Source organism: Shimia abyssi (assembly GCF_003014475.1).
GTDB lineage: Bacteria > Pseudomonadota > Alphaproteobacteria > Rhodobacterales > Rhodobacteraceae > Shimia > Shimia abyssi.
This window is the reverse complement of sequence record NZ_PYGJ01000001.1, coordinates 314,543-339,721: the sequence shown is the minus strand read 5'-3', so window position 1 is coordinate 339,721 and position 25,179 is coordinate 314,543. Positions and strand designations below refer to the sequence as shown.

Annotated in this window: 22 protein-coding genes; 8 read left to right on the top strand and 14 right to left on the bottom strand. The window is 57.0% G+C overall.

The window, feature by feature from the left end; all coding sequences use genetic code 11:
• Window positions 1-89 precede the first annotated feature (89 nt).
• On the top strand, window positions 90-548 hold the full coding sequence (gene msrB, locus CLV88_RS01670) for a peptide-methionine (R)-S-oxide reductase MsrB (RefSeq protein ID WP_106606627.1): 459 nt from the start codon (window positions 90-92) through the stop codon (window positions 546-548).
• 40 nt (window positions 549-588) lie between these two features.
• On the opposite strand, the gene CLV88_RS01665 is transcribed toward msrB, so the two are convergent.
• From CLV88_RS01665 to pepN, 11 genes are all read right to left on the bottom strand, one after another.
• Window positions 589-1,299, bottom strand: a complete 711-nt coding sequence (locus CLV88_RS01665; RefSeq protein ID WP_106606626.1) for a response regulator transcription factor — start codon at window positions 1,297-1,299, stop codon at window positions 589-591.
• A gap of 17 nt (window positions 1,300-1,316) precedes the next feature.
• Window positions 1,317-1,529, bottom strand: a complete 213-nt coding sequence (locus CLV88_RS01660; RefSeq protein ID WP_106606625.1) for a hypothetical protein — start codon at window positions 1,527-1,529, stop codon at window positions 1,317-1,319.
• Between the two features lie 166 nt (window positions 1,530-1,695).
• Window positions 1,696-2,736, bottom strand: a complete 1,041-nt coding sequence (locus CLV88_RS01655; protein WP_106606624.1) for an AraC family transcriptional regulator — start codon at window positions 2,734-2,736, stop codon at window positions 1,696-1,698.
• Between the two features lie 78 nt (window positions 2,737-2,814).
• Window positions 2,815-4,371 (bottom strand): adenylate/guanylate cyclase domain-containing protein, encoded by a 1,557-nt coding sequence (locus CLV88_RS01650; protein ID WP_106606623.1) that lies wholly within the window; start codon window positions 4,369-4,371, stop codon window positions 2,815-2,817.
• A 67-nt stretch (window positions 4,372-4,438) separates the two neighbouring features.
• On the bottom strand, window positions 4,439-5,062 hold the full coding sequence (locus tag CLV88_RS01645; RefSeq protein WP_106606622.1) for a J domain-containing protein: 624 nt from the start codon (window positions 5,060-5,062) through the stop codon (window positions 4,439-4,441).
• 144 nt (window positions 5,063-5,206) lie between these two features.
• A complete protein-coding gene (locus CLV88_RS23650) occupies window positions 5,207-5,848 on the bottom strand; it encodes a DUF4177 domain-containing protein (RefSeq protein WP_207797001.1) in 642 nt (213 codons plus the stop codon).
• A gap of 79 nt (window positions 5,849-5,927) precedes the next feature.
• Window positions 5,928-6,401, bottom strand: a complete 474-nt coding sequence (locus CLV88_RS01635; protein WP_106606621.1) for a thioesterase family protein — start codon at window positions 6,399-6,401, stop codon at window positions 5,928-5,930.
• Between the two features lie 435 nt (window positions 6,402-6,836).
• On the bottom strand, window positions 6,837-8,348 hold the full coding sequence (gatB, locus tag CLV88_RS01630; RefSeq protein ID WP_106606620.1) for an Asp-tRNA(Asn)/Glu-tRNA(Gln) amidotransferase subunit GatB: 1,512 nt from the start codon (window positions 8,346-8,348) through the stop codon (window positions 6,837-6,839).
• Between the two features lie 86 nt (window positions 8,349-8,434).
• Window positions 8,435-9,739 carry a hypothetical protein gene (locus tag CLV88_RS01625; protein ID WP_133169901.1) on the bottom strand — a complete coding sequence of 435 codons (1,305 nt, stop codon included), beginning with the start codon at window positions 9,737-9,739 and terminating at the stop codon, window positions 8,435-8,437.
• Between the two features lie 109 nt (window positions 9,740-9,848).
• Window positions 9,849-10,277, bottom strand: a complete 429-nt coding sequence (locus tag CLV88_RS01620; RefSeq protein WP_106606618.1) for a hypothetical protein — start codon at window positions 10,275-10,277, stop codon at window positions 9,849-9,851.
• Window positions 10,278-10,280: 3 nt separating this feature from the next.
• On the bottom strand, window positions 10,281-12,869 hold the full coding sequence (gene pepN, locus CLV88_RS01615) for an aminopeptidase N (RefSeq protein ID WP_106606617.1): 2,589 nt from the start codon (window positions 12,867-12,869) through the stop codon (window positions 10,281-10,283).
• Between the two features lie 218 nt (window positions 12,870-13,087).
• Here pepN and CLV88_RS01610 point away from each other — a divergent pair, with 218 nt between their 5' ends.
• The 3 genes from CLV88_RS01610 to CLV88_RS01600 all read left to right on the top strand — a co-directional run bounded on the left by CLV88_RS01610 (window position 13,088) and on the right by CLV88_RS01600 (window position 16,553).
• Complete coding sequence (locus CLV88_RS01610; RefSeq protein WP_106606616.1) at window positions 13,088-15,235, top strand: malate synthase G; 2,148 nt, start codon at window positions 13,088-13,090, stop codon at window positions 15,233-15,235.
• A gap of 43 nt (window positions 15,236-15,278) precedes the next feature.
• Window positions 15,279-15,704: a GlcG/HbpS family heme-binding protein gene (locus CLV88_RS01605; protein ID WP_106606615.1), complete on the top strand. Its 426-nt coding sequence runs from the start codon at window positions 15,279-15,281 to the stop codon at window positions 15,702-15,704.
• Between the two features lie 69 nt (window positions 15,705-15,773).
• Window positions 15,774-16,553, top strand: coding sequence for a gamma-glutamyl-gamma-aminobutyrate hydrolase family protein (locus tag CLV88_RS01600; protein ID WP_106606614.1), 780 nt, complete (start codon window positions 15,774-15,776; stop codon window positions 16,551-16,553).
• Here CLV88_RS01600 and CLV88_RS01595 read toward each other — a convergent pair.
• Entirely contained in the window at window positions 16,540-17,193 is a 654-nt protein-coding gene (locus CLV88_RS01595) for a Hint domain-containing protein (RefSeq protein ID WP_106606613.1), read from the bottom strand. The two genes, CLV88_RS01600 and CLV88_RS01595, sit on opposite strands and share 14 nt — an antisense overlap.
• A 369-nt stretch (window positions 17,194-17,562) precedes the next feature.
• On the bottom strand, window positions 17,563-18,315 hold the full coding sequence (locus CLV88_RS01590) for an SDR family NAD(P)-dependent oxidoreductase (protein WP_106606612.1): 753 nt from the start codon (window positions 18,313-18,315) through the stop codon (window positions 17,563-17,565).
• 333 nt (window positions 18,316-18,648) lie between these two features.
• On the opposite strand from CLV88_RS01590, the gene CLV88_RS01585 reads away from it, so the two are divergent.
• The 4 genes from CLV88_RS01585 (at window position 18,649) to CLV88_RS01570 (ending at window position 23,811) form a co-directional block, all read left to right on the top strand.
• Window positions 18,649-19,098: a methyltransferase family protein gene (locus tag CLV88_RS01585; protein WP_106607051.1), complete on the top strand. Its 450-nt coding sequence runs from the start codon at window positions 18,649-18,651 to the stop codon at window positions 19,096-19,098.
• A gap of 145 nt (window positions 19,099-19,243) precedes the next feature.
• The gene (locus tag CLV88_RS01580; RefSeq protein ID WP_106606611.1) at window positions 19,244-20,815 is read left to right on the top strand and encodes a Re/Si-specific NAD(P)(+) transhydrogenase subunit alpha; all 1,572 of its coding nucleotides are present in this window, start codon (window positions 19,244-19,246) and stop codon (window positions 20,813-20,815) included.
• A 13-nt stretch (window positions 20,816-20,828) separates the two neighbouring features.
• Window positions 20,829-22,265, top strand: a complete 1,437-nt coding sequence (locus CLV88_RS01575) for an NAD(P)(+) transhydrogenase (Re/Si-specific) subunit beta (protein WP_106606610.1) — start codon at window positions 20,829-20,831, stop codon at window positions 22,263-22,265.
• Between the two features lie 265 nt (window positions 22,266-22,530).
• The gene (locus tag CLV88_RS01570) at window positions 22,531-23,811 is read left to right on the top strand and encodes a DUF3422 family protein (protein WP_106606609.1); all 1,281 of its coding nucleotides are present in this window, start codon (window positions 22,531-22,533) and stop codon (window positions 23,809-23,811) included.
• 15 nt (window positions 23,812-23,826) lie between these two features.
• On the opposite strand, the gene CLV88_RS01565 is transcribed toward CLV88_RS01570, so the two are convergent.
• A complete protein-coding gene (locus CLV88_RS01565) occupies window positions 23,827-25,116 on the bottom strand; it encodes an adenylate/guanylate cyclase domain-containing protein (RefSeq protein ID WP_165798781.1) in 1,290 nt (429 codons plus the stop codon).
• Window positions 25,117-25,179: the final 63 nt, after the last annotated feature.

Genomic DNA, 25,179 nt, shown 5'->3' with positions numbered 1-25,179 from the left:
GTGAAGCAAACCTCACGCAGCCGTGCAAAAACTTATATTGCCCGTGCACGCGCCATGCCCCATCTCATAGACATGAGGAGGTCCCGCATATGCACAGACGTCAATTTCTTGCCGGAACAGCCGCAATTGGCCTTTTGCCGCAATTGGCCTTTGCTGCGCGGTTCGACGTGACCCGTTCAGACGCAGAATGGCGCGCGATGCTGACACCGTTGGAATTCAAGGTCATGCGGCAGGAAGGCACCGAACGCGCGTTTACGTCGCCGTTGGACAAACATTGGGCTGAGGGGCAGTATCATTGCCGTGGCTGTGATCTGGGGCTCTATGCATCCGACACAAAATACGACAGCGGCACTGGCTGGCCGAGTTTCTATCAGGCGCTGCCGGATGCCGTGGGGACCAAGCCGGATCGGCGTTGGTTTACCACCTATACCGAGGCGCATTGCCGCCGGTGCGGATCTCATCTGGGGCATATCTTTGACGATGGTCCCAAACCGACAGGAAAACGGCATTGCATCAATGGTGTGTCGTTGGTCTTTAAGGACGCCTGACACAAAAAACCCCGGGACGTGTCCCGGGGTCAGGTGCTGCTCAATGCTGTGCGTCTTGCGGCGCCATTACATATCGGTAACCCAATCCATACAGTGTTTCGATCGAGTCAAACGTCTGATCAACCTTGCGCAGTTTTAGCCGGATACGTTTGATCTGGCTGTCGATGCTGCGGTCGGTGACATAGATGTCTTCGCCGTAAGCGATATCCAGAACCTTGGACCGGCTGAACACCACATTCGGGCGCTGTGCGATGATCCAGAGCACGTTGAATTCGGTCACGGTCAGATGCACGGGCACGTCGTTCCATGTCACAAGGTGGCAATCACGATCCATATGCAACGCGCCACGGGTCAGGGCCGCCCCTTCGCCGGTTGGTACGTCTACGGCCTCGGGTTTGCGGCGCAGGCAGGCACGGACCCGTTCCACCAGAACACGTGGCGAATAGGGTTTGTGCATATAGTCATCCGCCCCAAGGCGCAGGCCCATGGCTTCGTCCACATCCGAGGTTTCACCACTCAGGAACATGACCGGCAGGTTCGATGTTTCGCGGATGCGACGCAGCACCTCAAAACCGTCGACCTTGGGCATTTGCACATCCAGCAGTGCCAGGTCCGGTTTGGATTTGTTGATCGTGCGCAACGCCTGTTCAGGGTCGGTAAAGCTGCGCACTTTGTGTCCTTCGCTTTCCAACAGCGAAGAGACAGATTTCAGAACGGAACGGTCGTCATCGACCAGAACGAGTTGAGCCATTTTATCTCTCCTACTTGTTAGCGAGTTGTTGGCGATTTGCCTGCAAAGGTGGTGTTGAATGCGACGCGGTGGGCGGTTTCCAGCCCCGCTTCGCGGTGTGTGTCGGGTGCCGGTTGGCGCCAAAAGATCAGGCGTTTCAGCCAGTTTGTGCCAAATCCCTCTCCAAGATACTGGACGGCTGGCAAAAGATGTTGATCGCGGTGGCGTGGTGCCATTGAATGATGTTGCATGTGGTTTCCCCCAATATGTCAGAGCCTTAAGGCCCATTTTGTCCGGTGGGGGCAGCGTTATTGCTGTTGCTTTCCCTCCGGCTCACTAGGGATATGGGGACAATTCTGCCGTAATGATTTGGCAGAGTTGCCATAAATTTGGTAATTCTCGCCAATATAGCGGAAATTAGGCCGAAGCGTGGCCGTTTCCGTATTCAGACACCTTTCGCAGCCCGCCGGGAGAGTGCCCGGTCCAGCGTTTAAAGGCTGTGGCAAAGCTGGAAACGTCGGCGTAACCCAACAAATACGCGATTTCACTTTGGGTGACCTGACCGTCGCGCAAATAACGTTCCGCCAACGCGCGCCGCAAGTCAGCGAGCACTTTGTGATAGCTGGTGCCCGCATCGCCAAGACGACGCGCTAGGGTGCGTGGGCTCACGCCGATGTCGCGGGCGATCTGATCTTGGGTCGCCTGACCGGCCGACAGGCGGTCGGCAATGGCGCGTTCTACCTGTATCCGAACGTCTGAGCTGTCGGGTGGAGTCTGGGACAACACCAACTCGCAATGTTCCAGCAGAATTTTGTTCAACGCCTCGTCCGATGTGACGATAGGGCGTTTCAGGTCCGCAGTATCAAACACGATTTCATTGCGCGGCGCGCCAAACTGCACCGGGCACACAAAAAATCGCTCAATCACCTCGCGATTACGCGGGCGGTGATGTTCAAAGGCAAGGCTTCTCGGGCGGGGGTGTTTCTGGATGGCGCGCGTGAACCCAACCACCATATGGGTAGCTTGGGATTCGACAAACTGTGTCGGGTCAATGCCCTTGGGCAACCGATAAGTCCAAACATAGGCCCCTTCGCTGGCAAGGCGCGACACATCCATCTCAATCGGTTTGGAAAACACCCGGCGATATCGCGCAAGGTTCAACAGCAACCGCTCCAGCGTGGGGGAGGTGCGCCCCATGTAACCGATCAGCCCCATACGATCCGAGCGCCGGATTTTTCCCCACTCAAACCCGATCAGATCATTTCCGGTTAACGCCCGACCACGATTGAACACGGCAATGATGTCGGGCAACGGCGCCTGTGCACCGTCCTCGCGGATCGCGTCCAATGTCAGTCCGGTGCCTGCAAAGACATGCTGCTCTGAGTATCCCTGATCCATCAGGTAGAGGGCAAAGTCGCGGGCAATGGCGGCGATATGGCTGTTTTGACGGTTCGGCATGGGGTATCTTCAACCAGTTTGCATTTGCAACTCAAGACCTGAGTGCGCCTTGGCCAGATTTCAATACCGATCCGCGCGCTATTCCGGTTTTGGACGGCGTGCCGCCAATGTCGCGTTTATGGCTGCCGAAATTTCCTGACGCGTCGCCTCGTCGACGCCTTTCATATCCACGACCAGCCGCTCGCCATCCGTGTGTGCGGTGACGGCGTCGTCGATGATGGCCTTATTCAACACCTTGTAGGGCGTGATCTCTCGCGAGATCCCCTTGACACGCTGCGGCTCAAGGGGTTCGCCCTCGATCATGTCGCGGACATGGGCATAGGTTTCATAACTCATCACAATGCCGCCCGGCTCTGCGATGCTTTCGAGACGTGCGGCCAGATTGGCCTCGGCGCCGATGATCGTGTAATCCATGCGAGCGTCCGAACCGAAATTGCCAACGTTGCAATAGCCGGTGTTGATGCCCATACGAGCGCGGAACGGGTGCTCTAACCCTTTGTCGCGCCACACGGTTTCCAATTCGCTCAGGCGTTGCTGCATCTCAAGCGCCATGCGCACACAGGCGCGTGCGTCTTCCTTGGTGCCGCGCGTCGTCGGATCGCCAAAAAACGCCACGATTGCGTCACCAATAAACTTGTCGATCGTGCCGCCATGAGATTCTGCGATCTGACTCATCTCGGTGAAATACTCATTCAGCAGCGCCGTCAGCTCTTCCGGCTGCATCTGCTCGGTGGCAGCGGTAAAATCCTTAATGTCCGAAAAGAAAACCGTCAGCTTTTTACGCTCGGTCGAAATGGCCACGTCTTTTTCACCGGAAAAGATTGAGCGATAGACCTGTGGGCTCAGATACTTGGAGATTTTGAGCGAGATTGAGGCCAGAAATTCGTTGTTCTCGGCCAGTTCGTCATTCATGCGGCGGAACCGATTGGCCAGTCGTAGCTGGTGCATCGCAAACAGGATCCCGAAGGTGCCCGAGATGACAAGATAGGTGAGCAGAAACTTGAATGAGAACAGGTTCATAACAATCGGTTGTTTCACGTTTACAACCTGTAGTCCGCGCACTTCGCCCACTTGCCAATCGGTCTTAGGACTTTGTGGGTGACTGTTGTGACAAGACACGCAAGAGGGTTCCATCAGCACGGGGGTCGCCATGGAAATGCGATGATCAAGCAGGTTACCCGACTCTTGTAGAATATGGCTACGGGTTTCCGCCGGATCACGAAACGCATCCAGCGCCTGTTGTTCAAAGGCGTTCAGAACATGCGCGGTGCGCCCTTTGAACGGAAAGTCTGAAACAAAGCGGTATTCGACGCCGCGCTGCTTGTCGGCAATGACTGTGCCCATTTCCAGCGAAAGCGTTGCCGGAATGGGAATAGCGCCATCGATGTCGTGATAATCGTGGCTGAGCGTTGAGGTGCCGTCAAATGCGCGCACACGCGCCGCTACATTGCTGGCATAATAGCCGCGAAACCCATCCATCAGCGCATTCAGGCTGGTTGCCTGTCGATGCAGGTTGTGATGGGACATGCTGTTTAGGTCGAGCCAGACCGACACCGGTAACAACGCAATGCCCGCGATAACCAGACCAAACATCCAGCGGGGTCGTTCAGTCAGGAATGTGCTTAGCCGTTTCATGCTTGTCTCCGTCGCATGGGGGGTCCCCTATGCCTAACTACCTGTCGCAGCGGAGCCAAGCGTTGACTTATTTGAAGTTGCGGCTGTCCTTGAGTTGGTCCCAGGCCCAGACGACTTCTTGCAGCTGTTCTTCCTGGCTGCGATCCCCGCCATTCATATCGGGATGCAGCACTTTGATCAGCTTTTTGTAAGCTTTACGCACCTCGGCCTTCGTCCAATGGTCCTTGGCCTCGAGGATGTCCACCGCGCGCCGCTCTGTGGGGGGCAAACGGCGAGAGCCTGTTGTGCCCTTGCCGGGGTTCTGCGTGGCGTTGGCACCAAGTACCTGATGCGGATCCTCAATGCCCAGTCGCGCCCATGCGCGCGCCTCGGGATCGGTGAACGTTTTGGTCTCACGCTCCCAAACCTTGTCGCTGGTTTTCTGCGCGTTCATCTCAGCTTCGGTTTTGCCGTCAAAGAAGTTCCACTTGAGGTTATACTCGCGCACATGGTCTTTGCAGAACCACTTGAACTCGTCCAGCACGTCAGGCGCGCGGGGCGCGCGGTACTTGCCTGCTTCCTCACAGCCCTCATGCTCGCAAACGCGAACCGAGGTTTCCTGCGCCCCCGACATAGTGCGACGACCACGTGGGTTTTTCTTCTTGGCCGACTTAATCGACATATCAAAACCAAAGGGATCCTGTTTGGGCATGATCTCACCTATTCGACTCGGAGCGGAGAGTTTACCTCAAACGGGCGCAGATAGAAGAGGAAAAGGGCAAAATTCGTAACCGGTTGGCATGAAATTTGTCGTTGCGCAAAAATGTGCCGGTTCGCTTGCAGGGCCTTGGCCGGATCAGGGTTTCGACAGGTTTTGCGCCCGCGCCTTTAGCGCAATGGATATGTCACTGACCACCGCGCTGTCCTCAGGGTCATTGACCGCATCAGGCTTGCGGCGCTCGGCATCTGATAAAATCAGGGGCGCGACGATTGGTTCTGGCGGGGCAATATCCTGTTCCGTATTTTCCGACTTGGGCGCCGTTGCAATTGTCGCATCGACATCATTTTTGGTTTCGCTGAGCAAAGCGGCTTCGCCCTCGGCAACGGCTTCGCCCGCGTGCTCGGGCGTAGCCTCGGCTGGACCAGCAAGCTGAACAGTCGCCTCATCCTTGTCGCCCTTTACGTCCTTGGGTGTTTCGGGTGCAGGCAGCTCGACCACCTTTGGCGTGTCCAGCATTATGGGCGCAAACGCCTCGGTATCTCCGGCGCGCGGGCGGCGAAAGATCATCACGCTGCGATAGGTTGTCGTGCTTGAGGTCAGCCCGCTGCGCTCTTCGCTTGGCAATGTCTCGGCGCGCTGAAACTCCCAGCCGTCCGTCGCCATATCATTCATCAAAAGCTCAAGCGCATTGGCGAAACGTCCCTCCGGGCCTTTTGCGTGTTTCGCCTTGCGGCCCTTGGTGGGGGCCGGAACAACCTTGTAGTCATATGTCGTCATGTCAAATCGCGCCTGCTCTCAATAGGGTTTTTATATCAGCCCCTTGCGTGCCTGTCTGCCCTTAGTTGCCGGTAATGTATCACCGCCTCAGTTTCATCACCCGCTGGGCGCGATCAGGGAACGGCAAGGCTGAATGCTCCTCGCGCATCGCGCTGATCCGGCTCAGTATGTCCGCCGCAATCGGTACCACGCTGGGGCCGCTCTGATCCACATGCAGCGCAATCCCTTCGCCCGTTGCCGAGATCCATCCGTCGGGATGGATCAGCTCCTGATAGAAATGCAACGCCTTGTCGGTGTGATCCAGCAAATGAAAGCTCGCCGTGACCGCATCGCCAAGATGGATTTCACGCAGGTAACAGACATGGAATTCAGCCGAAAACGTCGTACAACCGGTGGCGGCGCGATAGTCTGGCCCAAAGCCAAACCGCTCCCACACTTGATCCACGCCGCGATCAAACAACACGTTGTAATAGGCCATATTGAGATGGCCATTATAGTCGATCCAATCGGCCTCAACGGGGAGGGAGGAGGAGAGGAAAGGGGCGTTGGTCATGGGTATCCTGTTCTGTGCGGCGTGTGAGGAGTAGTGGGATTGGATGCCTTTTTAGGAGGTCTTGCGCATCCTAACGTAACGCAAGGCCCCGGCCCCTTCAAACATCTCCGGCGCCCGCTCCATACGCAGCCTCGCGGCGCTCAGTTTGAACGAGTTTTCGGTTTTTGTGAGAGACCGCATCGCGTTCGTGGCCCAATGCGCTAGTCGGGTGGTCAAACCTCACTTGAGGTGGCAAAACCGGCCAACCCCGACCGTCGCCTTAGGCGGGGTCCGGCCCTTGCGCACAAATCATGCGGATGCGGGTTTTGGGGACGGCGAAACTGACCTGTAATGCCGAAACATTAAAGCCCGCCACGGGGAACCGGGCGGGCTTTTGATTTGAAACGGCACCGACGCAATACCGATGGAATACCGACGCGATACCGACGTGGCGATTTAGTCGCCGAGTTTCTGCGCAACCAATTGGTTAACGGCCTTGGGATTGGCCTTGCCACCGGTCGCTTTCATCACCTGGCCCACAAACCAACCGGCCAATTTCGGGTTGATCTTGGCCTTTTCCACCTGTGCCGGATTGTCGGCGATGATCTGGTCCAGAGCGGCCTCGATCGCGCCGGTGTCCGTGACCTGTTTCATGCCGCGCTCTTCAACGATTTCAGCAGGTTCTCCGCCTTCGGTATAGACAATTTCAAACAGATCCTTGGCGATTTTGCCCGAGATTGTATCGGACTTTATCAGGTCCAGAATACCGCCCAGCTGAGCCGGGGACACGGGGCTGTCGGTGATCGCATGATCTTCGCGGTTCAGTCGGCCAAACAGTTCGTTGATCACCCAGTTCGCGGCCAGCTTTCCGTCACGCCCCTCGGCCACGGCCTCAAAGTAATCGGCACTCTCCACATCCGCAGTCAACACCGAAGCGTCATATTCGGTCAGGCCGAAGTCATTGACAAAGCGCGCCTTTTTCTCGTCTGGCAGCTCGGGCAACGAGGCGGCAATATCGTCAACCCAGCCCTGTTCGATCTCCAGTGGCAGCAGATCGGGGCAGGGGAAATAGCGGTAATCATGCGCCTCTTCCTTTGATCGCATCGAGCGGGTTTCGTTCTTGTCAGGATCATACAGGCGGGTTTCCTGATCGACCGAACCACCCGTCTCGACAATCGCAATCTGGCGGCGCGCCTCGTATTCGATGGCTGCCTGAATAAAGCGCATGGAGTTCATGTTTTTGATCTCGCAGCGCGTGCCCAGATGGGAAAAGTCCTGTGTTTCCATGTACTTTTCATACTGACCCGGACGGCAAACCGACACGTTTACATCTGCGCGCAGGTTGCCGTTTTGCATATTGCCATCGCAGGTGCCCAGATAGCGCAGAATCTGGCGCATCTTGGTGACATAGGCGGCGGCCTCCTCGGGGCCGCGAATGTCGGGGCGGCTGACAATCTCCATGAGGGCGACGCCGGTACGATTCAGATCCACAAAGGACATGTTTGGATCCATGTCATGCACCGATTTACCTGCGTCCTGCTCTAGGTGGATACGTTCGATACGCACCTTGCGTGCCACGCCCGGCCCCATGTCGACGATGACTTCGCCTTCGCCGACGATGGGTTCGTAGAGCTGGGAAATCTGGTAGCCTTGGGGCAGATCGGGATAGAAATAGTTCTTGCGGTCAAAGGCGGATTTCAGATGGATTTCCGCCTTGAGACCCAGCCCCGTGCGCACCGCCTGTTCGACGCAGTATTCGTTGATCACGGGCAACATGCCGGGCATGGCCGCATCCACGAACGCTACGTTCGAATTCGGTTCGGCGCCAAATTTGGTCGACGCACCCGAGAACAGTTTCGCATTTGAGGAAACCTGCGCGTGCACCTCCATACCGATGACCAGTTCCCAGTCATGTTTGGCACCCGCGATTACCTTGGGTTTGGGGGTTTCATATGTCAGGTCGAGCATCGCTCTGGCTCCTTGAATCTGAGGCTGGTCTGCGTTCTAGGCCAGCGACGATGCAGGGGCAAGAGGGGAGCGACCTCCGACAGTGTCTATGGGTTGATCTCGGTGATGCCGTCGGGCGTGAAATAGACGGTTTGACCGGCTTGCAACCCCGACAGGAAAGGCATGGCAATGGCATGTAGGGCGATTTCCTTGCCCTTTTGGGCGAGCCGATCTTTTGAGATGATGCGTGACGTGTTTTCGAACCCGATTTCGGCATGGCCCCAGATCAGCGGGTGGATTTCGCGCAGATGTTCGCGTACCACCCGGTCAAACCCTTGCCGCAACGCAGGTGGCAGTTCCTGACGCAAGCCGTCCTCGTAATACTGGCCACGCGCGGTTTGCCAGCTGCGGAACAGGTGCGCGGCCATCAGGTTGGCAACATGCTGGTCGTTGGTCCGGTCCAGCGCATCACAAATTCCATCAAGGAAGTAGTCAATTTCGAGCATTTCGAGGCCGGTTGGGTCCACCAGCAGGGCGTCAAACCAAACCCACGCATATCCGCCCGCGCCCCACAGGTCATAGGTTTGTGCAGCGATGCGGCGGGCTTGCAGGTCTAGCTGTCCAAAGTCGCCGTACCAACGCGGCAAGAGGTAGTTGCCAAGCGCGCGCATGTGCCGTGGGTTTTGCGGATCGAGCGCGATGAGTTCTTCGAATTCGGCACAAAGGCGGTTGGCCGGGTGCGGGCGTCCGGGTAACAACGCGCAGCGCGCCGAAGATAACGCGGGAGAGTAGTGTTTTTTCGGGCAGAACCGGCCAAGAATGTCAGCGGCCCGGTCAAAATGGGCATGAAACGCCTCGCGGTTGACCTCACGCACGTCATCTTTGGCCGCAGCGCCACGCCAAGCCCAGCCGATATCGATATGCATATGGGCCACGATCAGAGCAAGTGCGTAGCTGTCGGGATAGTCTTCCAGCACATATTCCAGCGCCTCGATTCCGGAAAAGAAGTCGGAGTCCTTGGCCGGGCGCCCGTGCAACAGCGCGTGTTCAGCTGCGCGTACCACATCTGAGCGCGCGCCGAAAATCATCAGGTCCGCAAGCGGGGTGCCTGCCGTGGTCGTTGCGCGATTCTGGTCATGGGTGCGAATCTGGTCGTCGAGTTCTTCCCACATTTCCTGACGAGCAAGGAACAGGCCGCGCTCCTTGGTTTCGTCGCTTTGTACCTGATCGGCGGTGGCGGTGTTGATTGGGATTTGCAGGCGCTCTTGAAGGTCGCGATAAGTCCAGTTGCCTTCTTCAGGCAGATCCTCGGGTTGATCTCGCCGCATATTTGGCAATCGGCGCGTCAGCATCTGCAACGCCAGGGCAGCGGTGTGTGATGCGGATTCCTTGTCGGTCGAGAAGAGTTTCATGCGTGAGCCTGCTTTGTTGATTGCAGCCACTATGAAATCTGTTTCAGGCCAAAAAAGGGCACCAAGTTGAAATCATCCGGTCAGGTTTCTGATCCGGACACAATTTGCCTCAGATGACTCTAAAATGGTGCCTTTCAACTTTAATTCCGCGTGCCTTTAGCGCTTCTTCCAAGGTCTTATGTGAAGGTAAAACATCCTGTGGAACCCTTAGTTTACTGCCGTCGGCAAGGGTTAGCGTCGCGCGCACCGACACATCCAAACGGGTGTCAAATCGCGCTGCGCGAATTTGATCAACCCGCATTTCAGCGGTCTGAGTTGGGCTTTTCCAGCGCAAAATCGTGTCATTGAGCTCGAATGTGGCAACCGGGTTTAAGAGAACGTCAAACAGCGCCGGGATCGCAAAGAGCGACAGCAGCACGATCAGCCAGTACATGGTGCCGATGCTGTAAAGGAACAGGATCAGGCCGCCAGCGATAGCCAGCGCACCGAAGGTACGCGGGTTGCGCCCCTGATTGCGGTAGGTCAGTGGCTCAACCATTTATCAAGCGCCCCGGATGCGCGAAATCATTTCGCTAGCATCACCGCTGAGGCCTTCTTGGGCAGCGATCCGATCCAATTGTGCGCTGATCATCTCTTGGCGCGGAGCGTCATAACGGCGCCACGTCTGGAACGCGGTGCACATGCGAGCCGTGGTCTGTGGGTTCACAGGATCAAGGCGGATTAACCAATCGGCCAGCAGCTCATATGCATCGCCACCTTCATGATGGAACCCGGCATGGTGCATTTGCAGCGCGCCCATCACGGCGCGGAACCGGTTGGGGTTTTTCCAGTCGAAATCCATATGATGTGTCAGGCGACGGGTGGTTTCGACAACGTCTTCCGGGTTGGCATGGATAATTTGCAGGCTGAACCACTTGTCCATCACCAGTCGGTCTTGCGACCACTGGTTTTCAAAGGCCGCAAGCTGCTGCGCGCCTGTGCCTGCATCGAGCAGGCAGGACAGGGCGGCCAGTTGTTGGGTCATATTGTCGGCTTGGTCATATTGCTCTGCCGCCAGTGTCCCACCATCACCTCGGCTGATCAGCGCCAATGCCGCATTGGCCAGTGCGCGTTTGCCTGCTGGTTCCGCTTCTGGCGAGAATGTGCCGCTCACCTGATTGTCGTGGTAAAGCGTTGGCAACAGGTCCGCCAGCGCCGTCGCCTTTGCATCACGCATGGCTTCGCTGGCGGTGTGTATGCGTGAAGGGTCCGGCGTATGGCCCGCCTGATGCAGCAGGCCAGCCAGTTCCGATTGGGTGGGTTGGCCGAGCATCAATGCACGATAGGCGGGATCAAGCGTGTCATCGCGCAGCACCGCCTTGAGACCATCGAGGTAATCGGAATTGATCGCTGCACCATCGATGATCGCGCTCATTAGTGCGTCGCGCGACAGCATCCGGCCGGCTTCCCAGCGGTTGAACGGATCGGTGTCATGAGCCAGAAGAAAGGCCCGGCGCGCATTGTCCATGTTCTGTTCAAGGATGACCGGAGCAGAGAAACCGCGCAGGATCGACGGCACCGGACGTGCCGAGTGACCAGAGAAAGAGAAACTTTGCTCTGCTTCTGTTAGTTCCAGCGTGCGGGTTTCCATCACTTCGTCCCCGTTGGGATTCAACAGACCAACATTGACGGGGATGACCTGTGGCTCTTTTTGTTCCTGTCCGGGTGTGGGGGCGGTTTCCTGTCGGAAGGTTAGCGTCAGCGTACCGTCTTCGGACCACGCTTCGGACACGGTGACTTTTGGCGTGCCGGATTGCGAATACCAGCGCTTGAACTGGCCAAGATCGCGGCCCGTGGCATCCTCAAAAACTTGCAACCAGTCTTCAATCGTGGCGGCGTCCCCGTCGTGGCGCTCGAAATATAGATCGAGCGCCTTGGAGTAGTTCGCATCGCCAACCAGCGTCTTGAGCATCCCGATCACTTCGGCGCCTTTTTCATAGACGGTGGCCGTATAAAAATTGTTGATCTCCTGAAAACTCTCGGGGCGTACCGGATGGCTGAGCGGGCCCTGATCCTCGGGGAACTGACGCGCGCGCAGGGCCAGCACGTTGGAGATGCGCGCCACAGGGGCAGAGCGCATGTCGGCCGTGAATTGCTGATCGCGGTAGACGGTCAGCCCTTCCTTTAGGCAAAGCTGGAACCAATCCCGACACGTGATGCGGTTGCCCGTCCAATTGTGAAAATACTCGTGCGCAATGATCGCTTCGATACGTTCAAAATTGCCATCCGTGCTGGTTTCCGGGCTGGCCAGAACGCAGGATGAGTTGAAGATGTTGAGGCCCTTGTTTTCCATCGCGCCCATGTTGAAATCGTCAACGGCGACTATGTTGAACTCGTCCAGATCATATTCGCGACCATAAACGTCTTCGTCCCATTTCATGGATTTCTTGAGCGCCTCCATCCCAAAGGCACATTTGTGTTCGTCCCCCGGACGCACCCAGATGGCAAGGCTGACGTCTTTGCCGGACATGGTCGCGAAACGGTCCTCATGTGCCACCAGATCACCCGCGACAAGCGCGAACAGATATGCCGGTTTTGGCCATGGATCCTGATAAATTGACACATTTGGCGCGCCCGGTTGGGTTTGGTCTTGTTGATAGAAGAGACCATTGCCGTTAGAGAGCATGACCGGCGTATGTTCGGCTGTACTCTCAATCCGCACGGTGAACTGGGCCATTACGTCGGGACGGTCGGGATACCAAGTAATCTTGCGAAACCCTTCAGCCTCGCATTGGGTGCAATACATGCTATTTGACCTATAGAGCCCTTCAAGTGCGGTATTGGCCTCGGGATTGATTTCAACTTCGGCCTCCCAGTTGAAGGGAGCGTGGGGCACATCCGCTTCGATCCCGCCATCGACATGGCGCAGCTCGATATCGTGGCCGTCTACCTTGGCCGAAATGTGCTTGAGGTCTTCTCCATGCAAAAAGAAAGGGCGGTCCGTCACGTCATAGTCAGGCCGGAACCGAATGCGCGAAATAACGCGCGTGGCCGTCGGATGCAGCCGGAATGTCAGGTGAACGTCGTCAATTATCCACCCGAAAGGCTTGTAGTCTTGTAAATAGATCGTCGTGGGGGCCGCATCGCGCATCGCAACATCCTGTCAGTCAACTTTGCCAATAGGTGTAGCGTTTCGGCAATCAGCCGCAAGGCCACTGGGCGCGATACCTCAAATATTTGAAACAGTCTGCGTGCTTTATTGAAAATCTTGAAGAAGCTTTTGGTAAAAATTTTTAACCAATTTTGTTGCGTATCGGAAACTCATGATTTAATGGCATGGTATACAGCTGTGCACAATGAGGGTGAACCATGACTTTGCGGATCAAAAAAGGCGACCTGGATGTCGCGCAGGCGCTTGTGGATTTTGTTGAAGCGCAGGCATTGCCGGGAACGGGTGTTTCTGCGGATGCGTTCTGGAATGGCCTGAGCGCGCTGGCACATGAGCAGGGCCCAAAGAATCGAGCCTTGCTGCAAAAGCGCGAAACCATTCAACAGCAGATCGACGCGTGGCACATCGCCCGCAAAGGCCAATCCCATGATGCGGCCGCTTACCAAGCCTTCTTGCAGGAGATTGGCTATCTTGTGCCTGAGGGTTCGGATTTTGAAGTGGAGACTGCAAATGTCGACCCTGAAATCGCCGATATCCCCGGCCCTCAATTGGTTGTTCCAATCACCAATGCGCGCTTTGCGCTGAACGCTGCGAATGCGCGCTGGGGTAATCTTTATGACGCACTCTATGGCACAGATGCGCTGGGCGACCGTCCGGCGGGAAAAGGCTATGACGAGGCACGCGGCGCGCGCGTGATCGAATGGGCCAAAGGGTTTCTGGATACATCTGTTCCCCTACAGGGCGGCGCTAAGTGGGCCCATGTGACCGCAATTAATGCTGGCGCGTCGCTTGAGTTTGTGACCTCGAAGGGCGCGATCACCTTAGCGGATGAGGCACAGTACCTGGGTCACATGGAGGCGGACGGTTGGCGGGGAATCCTGCTGGAGAAGAACCGCCTTAAGATTGAAATTCTGGTTAACCCAGAGGTGGGACCTGGGCGTACAGATCCGGCTGGGATCGCTGCCGTCAACCTTGAGTCTGCGGTATCGGCGATCATGGATTGTGAAGATTCGGTGGCTTGTGTGGACGCAGAAGACAAGGTTCTCGCCTATTCGAATTGGCTGGGTCTGATGAAACGCGACTTGACCGAAGAGGTCAGTAAAAACGGCGAGACATTTACCCGCAAGCTCTATGACGACGCGACCTATACCGCTCCGGATGGCGCCGCGTTCACGGTCAAGTGCCGCTCGCTGATGTTGGTGCGTAACGTCGGACATCTGATGACCAACCCAGCGGTTCTGGATCGGGACGGTAACGAGATTGGCGAAGGTCTGATGGATGCGTTGATCACTGTGATGATCGCGATGCATGACCTGAAATCAGAGGGCGGAAATTCGGCCAAGGGGTCGATTTACATCGTCAAACCCAAGATGCATGGCCCTGAGGAAGTTTCCTTTTCCGATGAGATTTTCACCCGTGTGGAAGACATTTTGGGCCTTCCACGCAACACCGTAAAAATGGGGATCATGGACGAGGAGCGCCGTACAAGTGCCAACCTCAAAGAATGTATCCGCTCGGCAAAATCGCGGGTGGCGTTTATCAATACAGGCTTTCTTGATCGGACTGGCGACGAGATTCATACCTCGATGGAGGCGGGGCCATTCTTGTGCAAAGGTGACATGAAATCAACGCCTTGGATCATGTCGTATGAAGATCGCAACGTGGATATCGGTTTGGCATGTGGCCTGAAGGGAAAGGCGCAGATCGGCAAGGGTATGTGGGCTATGCCGGATATGATGCAAGCCATGCTGGAGCAGAAAATAGGGCATCCGAAATCCGGTGCAACCTGCGCCTGGGTCCCGTCACCCACGGCGGCCACACTACATGCGATGCATTATCACCACGTGGATGTTCACGCCATTCAGGACGAGCTGCGTGCTGGCGGCGCACGGGGAACGTTGCACGACTTGCTGACGATCCCGCTGCTTGAAGGTGAGAACCTGAGCGATGAAACGATCACACGCGAGATCGAGAACAACGCGCAAGGCATTCTGGGATATGTCGTACGTTGGGTTGATCAGGGAGTCGGATGCTCAAAAGTGCTTGATATCAACGACATCGGGCTGATGGAGGACCGTGCGACGTGTCGGATTTCCAGCCAAGCCTTATCTAACTGGTTGCACCACGGCGTGGTCAGTGAAGCCCAAGTGATGCAGGCCATGCAAAAAATGGCAGGCGTTGTTGATCGCCAAAATGCGGATGATCCGCTATATACACCGATGGCGCCCGGATTTGACGGGGTGGCCTTTCAGGCGGCGTGCGATCTGGTCTTTAAGGGCCGCCTGCAACCATCAGGATATACCGAGCCAGTCTTGCATGCCCGCCGTTTGGAATTAAAGGCAATATGATTGCGCACGCGGGCAAATTAAATAGGTATCAAGGGGAAAAACAGTGGGAATTTCATTGAAAAAGGCACGTGTGATCGTGCGCAAAACGCTTCAGGCCGGACGTGATATGGACCTGAAACCCTTGTCGGTGATTGTGGTTGACGCTGGCGGGCATGTTCAGGCGTTTGAACGTGAGGACGGAGCCAGCCCGGGCCGGTTTCAGATTGCTCAAGGCAAAGCCTATGCCGCTGTAATGCTTGGCATTCCTAGCTCGTCTATTGGGAATATGGCAATCGAACGCCCGCATTTTGGGGCATCGCTGAATGCGGCTTTTGATGGCAAGGTGATCCCGGTCGCGGGCGGTGTTCTGATCAAAGATCGCAAAGGTGAGATCGTAGGCGCCGTTGGCGTAACGGGCGATACATCAGACAATGATGCAGCGGCGGCCTTGGCTGGTGTTCAAGAGGCCGGGTTGGAAGGTGTGGCTTGACAAAAGAGGCTTTTGCTTGACGTTTCACCGGCCTATGCTGGTGAAACATCGAGCTTACAGAGGTCCTAAATGACGCGACCCGTCGTCGGAATAATTGGCAATCAATACTTGATCAACGACCAGTATCCGGCACATGCCGGTGGGGCAATGAACTCTGAGGCGGTGTCCGGTGTCAGCGGGTGTATGCCTTTGCTTATTCCGGCGGATCCAAGATTTGTCTCCGTGAAAGAACTGGTCGAGCGCTGTGATGGGTTCCTCCTGACGGGTGGGCGACCCAACGTGCACCCCGAGGAATACGGCGAAGCGGCGACGGATGCGCATGGTGCGTTTGATCGGGCGCGGGATGCGATTGTGTTGCCGTTGGTGCGGGCATGCGTCGAGAGTGGTCAGCCATTTCTGGGAATTTGCCGAGGATTTCAGGAAGTGAATGTCGCTATGGGCGGTTCTCTATATCCCGAAATTCGGGATCTTCCTGGGCGGGACAATCACCGTATGCCGCCCGACGGAACGCTGGAAGAAAAGTTCGCTTTGCGCCATCGCGTGACCTTTGCCAAAGGCGGTGTGTTCCATCGGTTGATGGGCGCAGATAGCGTGATGACCAATACACTGCATGGGCAGGGCATCAAGCGAGCGGGACAGAGGATTGTCATCGAAGGTCACGCGCCCGATGGCACGCCCGAGGCCACATATGTAGCAGATGCGCCTGGATTTTCCCTTTCAGTTCAATGGCATCCAGAATGGGATGCGGCCAATGACCCTGTGTCGCGACCGCTGTTCACGGCATTTGGCGACGCGGTTCGGGCCTGGGCCAATGGGCGCGAACCCATGCCCGTTCTCAAATCAGCGTAAGCTTTGTGACCGGCGCCATCTTGCGCCGTGGGCGTCGCGGGAATGTATCACCGTTCGCCGAAATCAAGGCGCTGGCTTCTGCTTGGGTTAAGTGACGTCGAACCGGGCGGTGTGCCGCGTGTTTGGACGCCAGGTGATGAATGTTCTCGCCAAGCGACGGTTCGCAACCGATAGATAGAATCGCTGGCGTGGTGTCCGCCATCAGCAGGCTTTCGACTGGGACGCCTTCGCTGACCAACAGGTGGTGGGCAGGCAGGATCAAGTGCACATACATCACGCCACTGCGCGGAAGATCAAAAGCACGATCGCCGTCAATCATATGCCGCGCCTGAACCAATACCTGGCGCTGACCAAACAGCATCTCAGCCCGCCAATTTTCGACAAGCAGGCTTTGTGTTGGGGATACGAGAAGCGTGCGTTTTGCGTTTGAAAACAGTGCATTAGTTACTGCGATTGGCGCATTGTCGCGGTCAGCAGCCAAGGTGCGCGTGACGGTTGCCAACAGCGGTTGCAACCCGGCGTCGCGGGTCATCAAGAGATCGCCCGGACATAAAGTTTCGACACGGCGTTCGCCGTGTTCGGTCATGAGGCGAGTGCCGGGAGTGAAACCGGGCAGAGAGGGTGCATGTGGCAGCTTCATTCAGTAACCATTTGAGAACTGGTAATATTCTTCCGCGTTTTTGGAGCGGACTGGCGAGTGATATCCCTGATCTGAGGCAGCATTTTGGGGCAAATTTGTTTATTTTTAGCAAAGACCCCGATGTGAAATAGGTAATCACATGAGGTTCGTGCCATAAAATATTGAAAATATGAATTAAACACCCATGAGAGAGCAAATCCCTGGGCGTTGCAATAGGTGTATATTGTCTGGTCGGAGGCGGATTCGGCTGGGAAATGAAGTAAACGAGGCCCAAAACCGCGACGTCGGTATTGCGTCGGTATGACGTCGGTATCGCGTCAGTGTCATTTTCTGATGCGCCGCATGTTTTGGGGCCAAGGCAGTTCTGTCTTAGATATCGCCGCCCGCGATTTTGATGGTCTGGCCGTTTACACTGCCGGAGGCGGGACCACAGAGCCAGCGGGCGGCCTCGGCAATTTCTTCGGGTGCAATAAGGCGTTTGTGACGGTTGGCGCTGACCATCATTTTCAGGGCATCTTCCTTGCTGACCCCGGCGCGCTCGGTGATGGAGGCGACATTGCGGGTGATGATGTCGGTTTCGACATAGGCGGGGCAGATGGCGTTAAAGGTGAAGGGCATGCCGAGATAGTCCTCGGATAAGGCGCGCATCATGCCGATCACACCGTGTTTGGTGGCAGAATAGGCCATTCCGCCCTTGAGACCGCGCACACCGGCAATAGAGGACATGATGATGACGCGCCCCCAATCGGTTTTGTACATTGAGTCAAAACATTCGCGCACCGTCAGAAACGCGCCGGTGAGGTTGGTGGCCATCATGTTGTCCCAGAACGCCATGTCGGTGGTGTGCAAGGCGCGGCCCTCGGCAACACCGGCATTGGCCACACAAATCTGGATCGGCCCGCGCGCAGCCACCGCGGACTGAATACCGGAGACAACACTGTCCTCGGAGCGGACATCCATTACCAGCGGGTGCAGTTGATCGGTGGCGACCGCATCAAGGACGTCAGAACGCCGCCCGGTGATGGTGACGGTCGCACCATCACTGGCCAAGGCGCGCGCAATGGCGAGGCCAATTCCGGTGCCCCCACCGGTGACAAGGGCGTGTTTTCCGTTCAGATGCATGTCTCTCTCCCGCTGAGTGTTATGGTTCAGAGTATTGGGGCGGGGCGCAAAGACAAGCCGAACGCGCCTGCCCATCTGCCTAAATTTGTGGCAAACTGAGGGTAGATTGACCCGGTAGCGGTACCGAAATCGCACAAAAAGTCCGCAGATGCCACATCAAGGCAACTTATGTCCTCGATTTGTGAGACCGGGTTGCCTTTGGGTCAATTGATGGTAATAGCGACGCCATGTGCCCGGATTCCGACAATTTATATCACTTGATGCGTTCAGCTGTTCGGCCTTGGCACAGTGGTTTTTCTGCAAATGCCTATTTATTGGGCGATCTCTGAGATGATGCGTTGGCTGGATATACCGCCGGTGTGGTTGGCTGGGTTTTTGTTGGTCGGGTGGTATCAGGCCAATGCGTTTTCGCTAGGGTTATCCCTAGGCGCGGGTTGGGTTGATCTGATTGGCGGGCTTTTGTTGGGCGGCGGGATTGTTTTGATCCTGTTGGCTGTCACGGAGATGCGACGGCAGAAAACCACAATTATTCCTCATATGGAGGCGGATAGCCTTGTGCAGAGTGGGATATTCTCGCGGTCGCGCAATCCGATCTACCTTGGGGATGCTCTTATTCTGACTGGCCTGCTGCTCTATTGGGACGCCGTTTTGGCGTTAGTGCTGGTGCCGGTGTTTGTCTGGGTGATCGAAAAGCGGTTCGTGATCCCGGAGGAAGATCGGTTGCGGCGCAAGTTCCGTGCCGATTTTGCGCGATATGCGCAAAAGGTGCGGCGATGGGCGTGATGGCTGGGATGACGTGGCGCGACGATGGGCGCGGGGTCTGTCGGGTTCGCTTGTGCCTTTGTAATGAAGGCGCTAAAACATTTCGCAAGTGCAGCATAGGTGCTGCGCAACAATATTGCTCTTTCACCGAAGGGGGACAGAAACAGTGAAGATAGGAACACCTAAGGAGGTGTTTGGCGGAGAGAACCGGGTGGCGATGACGCCTGATTCTGCCAAGCAGCTTCAGAAACTAGGATATGAGTGCGCGATTGAAACCGGCGCGGGTTTGAATGCGGGGTTTTCAGACGCCACATATGAGGCCGCAGGTGTTGAGGTCGTCAAGACGGCAGCGGCGCTGTGGAAGGCGAGCGACATTATCGCCAAGGTTCGCCAACCGGATGCGACCGAGCTCAAACGTTTGAACAAAGACAAGACGCTGATTTCCTTCTTCAATCCGGCAGGAAACGAAGATGGCATGGCCGCGGCCAAGTCCAAAGGCGCCAACGTGATTGCCATGGAAATGGTGCCACGGATTTCGCGGGCCCAAAAGATGGACGCGCTGAGCTCGATGGCGAATATCGCCGGGTATCGTGCGGTGATCGAGGCCGGGAACAACTTTGGCCGGTTCTTTACCGGTCAGATCACGGCTGCTGGTAAAGTTCCGCCTGCCAAGGTGTTGGTTGTCGGTGCCGGTGTGGCCGGTCTGGCCGCGATTGGGACGTCGACCAGCCTTGGTGCGATCACCTATGCATTTGATGTGCGGCCCGAAGTGGCAGAGCAGGTCGAATCGATGGGCGCCGAGTTTGTGTACCTTGATTTCGAAGAGGAACAGCAGGACGGTGCGGCGTCGGGCGGTTATGCGTCTGTGTCGTCGCCTGAGTTCCGCGAAGCGCAGCTGGCCAAGTTCCGTGAGCTGGCACCGGAGGTGGACATTGTCATCACCACCGCGCTGATCCCGAACCGCGAGGCGCCTGAGCTGTGGACCGAAGATATGGTTGCAGCGATGAAGCCGGGTTCGGTGATTGTCGATCTTGCGGCCGAAAAGGGCGGCAACTGTAAGCTGACCGTGATGGATGAGAAGTTCGTGACCGAGAATGGCGTGACCATTATCGGCTATACCGATTTCCCAAGCCGGATGGCGGCCCAGTCCTCTAGCCTGTATGCGACCAACATTCGCCATATGATGACCGACCTGACCCCCGAAAAGGATGGTCAGATCAATCACGACATGGAAGACGATGTGATCCGCGGCGCGACTGTGACCCATCAGGGCGAGATCACTTTCCCACCTCCGCCTCCGAAGGTGCAGGCGATTGCCGCCAAGCCCAAGGAAGTGGTCCCTGAGCTGACACCGGAAGAGAAACGCGCCGCAGAAGTGGCTGCGTTCAAGGCACAGACCAAACAACAGGTGACGTTGCTGGGTGTTGGTGGTGCGTTGCTGCTTGGTGTTGGGCTGATCGCTCCGGCGAGCTTTATGCAGCACTTTATCGTGTTTGTGTTGGCGGTGTTTGTTGGTTTCCAGGTGATCTGGAACGTCAGCCACAGCCTGCATACGCCGCTGATGGCCGTCACCAACGCCATTTCGTCGATCATCATTCTGGGCGCGCTGATGCAAATCGGATCAAGCTCGTTCCTGGTGGTTCTGCTTGCCGCGCTTTCGGTCTTTATGGCCGGGATCAACATTTTCGGCGGCTTCCTCGTGACACGGCGCATGCTTGCCATGTTCCAGAAATCTTAAGGAGGTCGGGAACATGGATTTTGGTTTCACGACCGCAGCCTATGTGGTGGCTGCAATTCTCTTCATCTTGTCGCTGGGCGGCCTTTCGGGGCAGGAAAGCGCGAAACGCGCCGTGTGGTACGGCATTGTGGGCATGGGCCTGGCGGTGTTCGCCACGCTGATCGGCCCCGGTGCGGGCCTGTGGTGGCTGTCAATCATCCTGATCGCGGCGGGTGGCATGATCGGGTATCAGCTGGCAAGCAAGGTCGAGATGACCCAGATGCCGGAGCTGGTGGCCGGGATGCACGCGCTGGTTGGTCTGGCGGCGGTGTTCGTGGGCTTTAACGCCCATTTCGAGCTGTTGAACGTGGCAGGCATGGATGACGCGGCCAAGAAAACTCTGGATGGGTTCGCGGCGCTTCTGGCGAAAAAGACGCCGGTTGAAGTGAACATCCTGCGGGTCGAAGCGGCGCTGGGTATCTGGATTGGTGCGGTGACATTCACCGGGTCGGTCATTGCCTATGGCAAGCTGTCGGGCAAGGTATCGTCTAATGCGACCAAGCTGCCCGGTGGGCATATGCTGAACGCAAGTGCGGCAGCTTTGTCGGTGATCTGTCTGATCTGGTACCTGAACTCGGGCGGGTTCATGCCGTTGTTCATCCTGACACTGGCGGCGCTGTTCATTGGTTATCATCTGATCATGGGCATCGGTGGTGCGGACATGCCGGTGGTTGTGTCGATGCTGAACTCGTATTCGGGTTGGGCCGCGGCGGCGATTGGCTTCTCGCTTGGCAACGATCTGTTGATCGTGGTTGGTGCGCTGGTTGGGTCGTCGGGTGCGATCCTGAGCTACATCATGTGTAAAGCGATGAACCGGTCATTTGTGTCTGTTATTCTGGGCGGCTTTGGTGGCGCACAGAGCGGTGCAGCGATGGAAGTCGAGGGCGAGCAGATCGCCATTGAGGCTGACGGTGTGGCCGCCGCGCTGGAGGATGCAGACAGTGTTGTCATCATCCCCGGCTATGGCATGGCGGTGGCGCAGGCCCAGCAGAACGTGGCCGAGCTGACCCGGCGTTTGCGCGCCAAGGGCAAGAATGTGCGGTTCGCCATTCACCCGGTTGCGGGTCGTCTGCCGGGGCACATGAACGTGCTGTTGGCCGAAGCCAAGGTGCCTTATGACATCGTTCTGGAAATGGACGAGATCAACGACGATTTCCCGGACACGGATGTGGCAATCGTGATTGGGTCTAACGACATCGTAAACCCGGCCGCGCAGGAAGATCCGAACTCGCCCATCGCTGGGATGCCGGTTCTGGAATGCTGGAAAGCCAAGCAGGTGTTTGTCTCGAAACGGGGGCAGGGCACAGGCTATTCCGGTATCGAGAACCCGCTGTTCTTTAAAGAGAACACGCGCATGTTCTATGGCGATGCGAAAGCCAGCCTTGATAAGCTGTTGGGTATGATCGAGTAAGCCACCCCGGTGTTTTAAAAAACGGCAAGGCGCTCCGGTTGGAGCGCCTTTCTTTTTGAGTAAGAGGGGCGCTGCCCCTGTCCACAGCAAAGCTGTGGCCACCCCGGGTATTTTGGAACATTGAGAAAATGCTGATTTTGCAGGGAGTTGCGGTGTGTTTTGGGCGGATGGTATACCGTCGCATTCCGGTAACATGTTGAAATAAAACATTTTCTTTACACGAGGTGCGGATTCGCTAGTCTGCGCTGAGATACGGAGACGCCCAATGCACAAGATCACAGACCATCCTTTGCGTTATAGCCTTGCCAATGAACTGCATGCGCGGCCATTTCCGTCATTGGAAGCGCCTTGCACGGCGGCCTTTTTGGCGATCAAGCAGACCGACGCGGCAGCGGCGCGGGACCGGGGGCAGGATCTGGCCCATTTGATCGATCTGTTGGACCGGCATGGCGCGGCCCATCCGCAGCCCGGCGCGACGCATTATTCGGGAGAGATTGGGCGGCATTTCCTCAAGTGGGAACAGCACACGGAGTTTGTGACCTATACGATTTTCACCCGTGGTCTGAGCGCGCGCGCCTTTGATCCGGCAGAGTTCGAGGTGTTTCCCGAAGACTGGTTGCAGGCGGCACCGGGGGTGCGGGTGAGTTCGGCGTTGATCCGTATAGAGCTGCGCCCAAAGGCCGAGAAGCTGGCGAAAAACCTGCGCGATTGGTTTGTGCCGGAGAGCCTTGCCGTGTCGGAAGTGTTGGATGAAGCCGCCGTGGTTGCGACTGATTTCCGCATCGCCCAAGGCGGGCATTTGCGCATGGCTGCGCTGGTGTCGCCGGGCACGGATGAGCGGCGGGTGGGTCGGATTGTGCAGCGGTTGTGCGAGATCGAGACCTATAAGACCATGTCCATGCTGGGCTTTGCGAGGGCGCGGAAACTGTCGGGGCAGATGGGAGAGATCGAAGGGCGGTTGAACGGCATGATGGCGGATATCACCAATGATGATGCGCCGGCGGATGAGATATTGGACGCGTTGTTGCGGACCTCGGCTGAGCTGGAGAATATGATCGCGGAAAGCTCGTTCCGGTTTGGCGCGACGGGGGCCTATGAGGCGATTGTGAACCAGCGGATCGAAGTGATGCGCGAGGCCCGTTACGAGGGGCGTCAATCCTTTGCAGAGTTCATGATGCGCCGCTATGACCCGGCAATGCGCACTGTTGCGTCGACCAAGGCGCGCATGGAGGCGCTGGCCGAACGGGCGATGCGGGCGGGCGAGTTGTTGCGGACAAAAGTAGATGTGGCGCGATCTGCGCAGAACCAGGCGTTGCTGGAGAGCATGGACCGGCGTGCGGATATGGCGCTGCGGTTGCAGGAGACGGTGGAGGGGCTGTCTGTGGTGGCGATCAGCTATTACGCTGTGTCATTGGTGAGCTATCTGGCCTATCCGTTGACCGGGCCGCTGGGGTTGAGCAAGGGGGTCCTGACGGCGGTGATCACGGTTCCGGTGGTGCTGCTTGTCTGGGGATTGGTGCGACGGATCAAGGCGCGAATGCATTGAGAAGGATTGATCCGCTTATGGCGCAGAAGGCTGGGACAGTTTGAAGATGTCGATCGGTGCGCCAAGGCCCTTGAGCGCATAAGTGCCGCGCAGTTTGAGCGGGAAACTGCCCTCGACCGCGATGCTGGCGCGCGGGCTGAGAAGGATCTCGCCATCCTCGGCTTCGTCACAGAGGCGCGAGGCGAGGTTGATGGCGGTGCCCGAGGCGGTGTAGTCATACCGTCCCTCATAGCCGACCATTCCGGCGGTGGCGTAGCCAAAAGAAATGCCGACACCGAACCCCAATTTATAACCCAGCCGTTTCCATTGTCTGGACAGGTCGACCATGCGGTTTTGCATGTCGATTGCCAGTCGAACGGCGTCGCCTGCGGGATCATCACATGGCAGAGGGTCGTTAAATAGGACCATGATGCCGTCACCCATACGGTGATCGACCCCGGCGCCATGTGCGTTTATGAGCTGGCCCATTTCACGGTAGTAGGTTTGCAGGACTTCGATTGTTTCTTCGGGCTCTGCTGTGGCGCAAAAGGCGGAGAAACCGCGTATGTCGCAGAACAACACACCCAGCAAAGCGCGGTGGCTGGACAGGATCTGGTCCGAGCCCTGGGAGAGCACCTGATCCGCGACGGCGGGGGGCAGGAACCGTTTGAGGCGGGCCATGCGGTCAATTTCGTCCACTTGTTCCCTGACCCGGTCGCTGAGCTCTGCGTTCAGTGCGTTCAATGCGTTGAACTGGCGGGTGTTGCCGATGGCGATCACGGCCTGCTCAGCGAAGGAACCGATCAGTGAAATTTCATCGTCGGAAAAGGGGCGCACCTCTAGCCGGACGAGGCTGATGCAGCCAAAGGCGGTGCTGTTTTCGACAAGCGGGACAAGGAGGCGACTGCGGATGCCAACCTCTTCGATCATTTTGACATTGTTGGGTTCGCCATCCAGATAATAAGGATCGTCGCGAATGTCGGCGGCGTTGATCGTGCGTGCATCTTGCAGGCAGTGTCCCATGGGAGAGTTTGGGTCGAAGGGGTATACCAAACCCGGTGAAAAACTTGGGGTGTTGGGGTTGACTGTGGAAACGCTGGCCAGTTGGGTCGTGTTTCGCGTCGTATTCAACAGCCATAGGCCCGCGCCGCTTGCATCGCAGAGCTTGGCGGCGTTTCGAGTGATCATATCCAGCACAGGCTGTTCGTCGTGGCGGTTCTGGCTGATGAGCGTGAGGATTTCCCTGGTTGCGGCGTCACGTTCCCTCAGGCGTTTGACTTCGGCTTGCAGGTTGGCGGTGGTGTCTTGTGGTGTCTGGCCTGGCATGTGACGCGCTCCGCATTCGGTGGCTGTTGTCAGCATAGGCGGTCAATGGGCGTCTGGCTATTG